3 protein-coding genes are annotated in these 3,247 nt (G+C 73.9%); all 3 read right to left on the bottom strand.

The window, feature by feature from the left end:
• The coding region (locus AB0C29_RS40260) for an FAD-dependent oxidoreductase (protein WP_360832155.1) at positions 1-494 on the bottom strand (494 nt) is incomplete at its 3' end.
• A 10-nt stretch (positions 495-504) separates the two neighbouring features.
• Positions 505-2,040, bottom strand: coding sequence for a histidine ammonia-lyase (gene hutH / locus AB0C29_RS40265; protein ID WP_360832158.1), 1,536 nt, complete (start codon positions 2,038-2,040; stop codon positions 505-507).
• A complete protein-coding gene (gene hutI, locus AB0C29_RS40270) occupies positions 2,037-3,230 on the bottom strand; it encodes an imidazolonepropionase (protein ID WP_360832161.1) in 1,194 nt (397 codons plus the stop codon). The genes hutH and hutI overlap by 4 nt, the downstream gene beginning before the upstream one ends.
• Positions 3,231-3,247: the final 17 nt, after the last annotated feature.

Here is a 3,247-nt window from a genome sequence, read left to right on the forward strand (position 1 = left end):
CAGTCCACGACCAGGTCGGCGGCGATCGTCTCACCGGTGTCGAGCACCACCCCGGCGACCGCCTCGGCGGAGCCGGCCAGGGTGCTGACCGCGGCGCCGTGGCGGATCGTCACGTTCGGGTCGGCGGCGACCAGGTCACGCAGGGTCGCCTCCAGCCGGGGGCGGCTCACGGAGGTGAGGTGATGTCCGGTCGGGATCCGGCTGCGGCGCCGGCCGAACCGGTAGTTGCACAGTCCGGAGCCCAGGTCGATGCGGCTGGCGCCGTGATCGGTCAGGGCGTCCTCGAGGCCGGGGAACAGCTCGGTCAGCACCCGCAGCCCGGAGATCAGCAGGATGTGCCCGTGCGCGCTCTGCGGCACCCCGCGCCGCGGCACCCCATCGGCCGGCAATGTGTCCCGGTCGAGGACCGTGACCTGCGCGTACCGCCGGCTCAGCACCCGTGCGACGGCAAGCCCACCGATGCCGGCCCCGATAACCACCGCTCTGCCGTCCATGGTGGAGAGCCTAAAGCAGCGGCCCGATCGCCTCCTCGATCGCGGCGCGCAGGGCGCGGCCCCCGACGACCGCGCGGGTCTGCTCGATCACCGGGGCCAGGAAGACGTCCGGTCCCGGTTGCCCGGCGAAGCCCTCCAGGGCGGCGACCGCCGCACGACCGGCCGGTGACGGGCTCAGCGGCGCCCGCAGCTGCAGGCCCCGCGTCGCGGCCAGCAGTTCGACGGCGAGCAGGCTGGTCAGGTTGTCCAGGACCGTACGCAGCTTCTTCGTCGCGGCCCAGCCCATCGACACGTGGTCCTCCTGCATCCCGCTGGTGGGCAGGGAATCCACCGAGGCGGGCGCCGCGAGCCGCCGGTTCTCCGCGACGATCCCGGCCGCCGTGTACTGGGCGATCATCAGGCCCGAGTTCACCCCTGCGTCCGGGGTCAGGAACGGCGGCAGCGTGCGGTTGCGGGTCACGTCGAGCAGCCGGTCGACCCGGCGCTCGGCGATCGCCCCGACCTCGGCGGCGGCGATGGCCAGGAAGTCGGCGGCGAAGCCGAGCGGCGCGCCGTGGAAGTTGCCGGTGGACTCCACCCGGCCGTCCTGGAGCACGACCGGGTTGTCGACCACGGACCGCAGCTCGCGGCCGGCGGTGGTCCAGGCGAACTCCAGCGTGTCCCGGGCGGCCCCGGCGACCTGCGGCGCGCAGCGCATCGAGTACGCGTCCTGCACGGCGTGGGCCAGGTCGTCACGGTGCGAGTCCATGATCGCCGAGTCCTGCAGCAGCCGGTGGATGTTGGCCGCCGAGTCGGACTGCCCGGGGTGCGGCCGGATCGCGTGCAGCTCCGGCAGGAACGGCCGTTCGGAGCCGAGCATCGCCTCGATCGCCAGCGCCGCCGTCACGTCCGCCATCGTGAACAGGTGCCGGGCGTCCTCGATGGCCAGCAGCAGCATGCCGAGCATGCCGTCGGTGCCGTTGATCAGCGCCAGGCCCTCCTTGGCGGCCAGCGTCAGCGGCTGCAGCCCGGTGCCGTGCAGGGCGTCGGCGGCGGCCATCCGGGAGCCGTCCTTGCCCAGCACCCAGCCCTCGCCGAGCAGCACCAGCGCGCAGTGGGCCAGCGGCGCCAGGTCACCGGAGGCGCCCAGCGAGCCGTGCTCGGGGACCCACGGGGTGATGTCGTTGTTGAGCAGGTCGACGAGTCCCTGCGCGAGCACCGGCCGTACCCCGGACAGGCCCAGGGCCAGCGAGCGCACCCGCAGCAGCATCATCGCCCGCACCACCTCGCGGGGCATGGGCGCGCCGATGCCGGCGGCGTGCGAGCGGATCAGCGCGTGCTGCAGCTCGGCCCGGCGCTCCGGGGCGATCGAGGTGTTGGCCAGCGCGCCGAAGCCGGTGGAGACGCCGTACACCGGGCGGCCGGAGGCCTCGATGGTGTCGACGATGGCCCGGCTGCGGGCCATGGCCGCGTAGGTGGCCTCGGAGATTTCGACCCGGGCGTCGTGCCGGGCGACGGCGAGGACATCGGCGGGGTTGATGCCGGTGGGTTCGACTGAGACGGTCATTGGGGCACTCCGTTGTGCAGCACTGTGCTGATGAGCGGAACACCCGGCCGGTAGGCCAGGTGCAGATACGAGGGCGCGTCGAGGACGGCCAGGTCGGCGCGGGCGCCGGGGCGCAGCACGCCGATGTCGTCGCGGCGCAGGGCCCGGGCGCCACCCGCGGTCGCGGCCCAGAGGGCCTCGGCGGGCGTCATGCGCATTTCCCGTACGGCCAGAGCCAGGCAGAAGGGCATCGACGACGTGTACGACGACCCGGGGTTGCAGTCGGTCGCCAGCGCCACGGTCACCCCGGCGTCGAGCAGCCGGCGGGCATCCGGGTACGGCGACCGCGTCGAGAACTCGGCCCCGGGCAGCAGCGTCGCCACCGTCCCGGACCCGGCGAGGGCGTCCACGTCAGCGTCGCCGAGATGCGTGCAGTGGTCGGCGCTGGCCGCACCGAGCTCGACCGCCAGCCGTACGCCCGGCCCGGGAACGAGCTGATTGGCGTGCAGACGCGGTGTCAGCCCGGCGGCGGCACCGGCGGTCAGGATCTCCCTGGTCTGGTCAGCGTCGAAGGCTCCGCGGTCGCAGAACACGTCGATCCACTTCGCGTGCGGTGCGGCCGCGGCGAGCATCGGCCCGCAGAGCAGCCGCACGTAGCCGTCCGGGTCGTCGGCGTACTCGGCCGGGACGACGTGCGCGCCGAGGAACGTGGTCTCGTCCGAGAGTTCCCGCGCGAGACGCAGGCTGCGGGCCTCGTCCTCGACGGTCAGGCCGTAACCGCTCTTGATCTCGATGGTTGTCGTGCCCTGCCGCCGGGCCTCATCCACCAGCCGGCGCGCCCCGGCCCGCAGCGTGTCGTCATCGGCCGCGCGGGTGGCGGCGACCGTGGTGCGGATGCCGCCTCCGGTGTAAGGCTCGCCGTTCATCCGGGCCGCGAACACAGCGGCCCGGTCGCCGGCGAAGACGAGGTGGGCGTGGCTGTCCACGAAGCCCGGGATGACCGCGGCGCCGCCGGCGTCGAGGCGTTCGTCGGCCGCGGGCGCGTCGCGCATCGGGCCGGCCCAGGCGATCCGATCGCCCTCGACGACCACGGCGGCGTCGGTCAGGACGCCCAGCTCGGGATCGTTGGTGACCAGCTCACCGATGTTCGTCATGACCAGGCTCAGGCCGGGTTTCCCGCTCGCCGGCTCGCCGCCGGTGGGGTCGCTCATGTCAGGGCCTCCCGCAG

Origin of the sequence: Actinoplanes sp. NPDC048791 (genome assembly GCF_040650095.1) — a bacterium.
GTDB lineage: Bacteria > Actinomycetota > Actinomycetes > Mycobacteriales > Micromonosporaceae > Actinoplanes.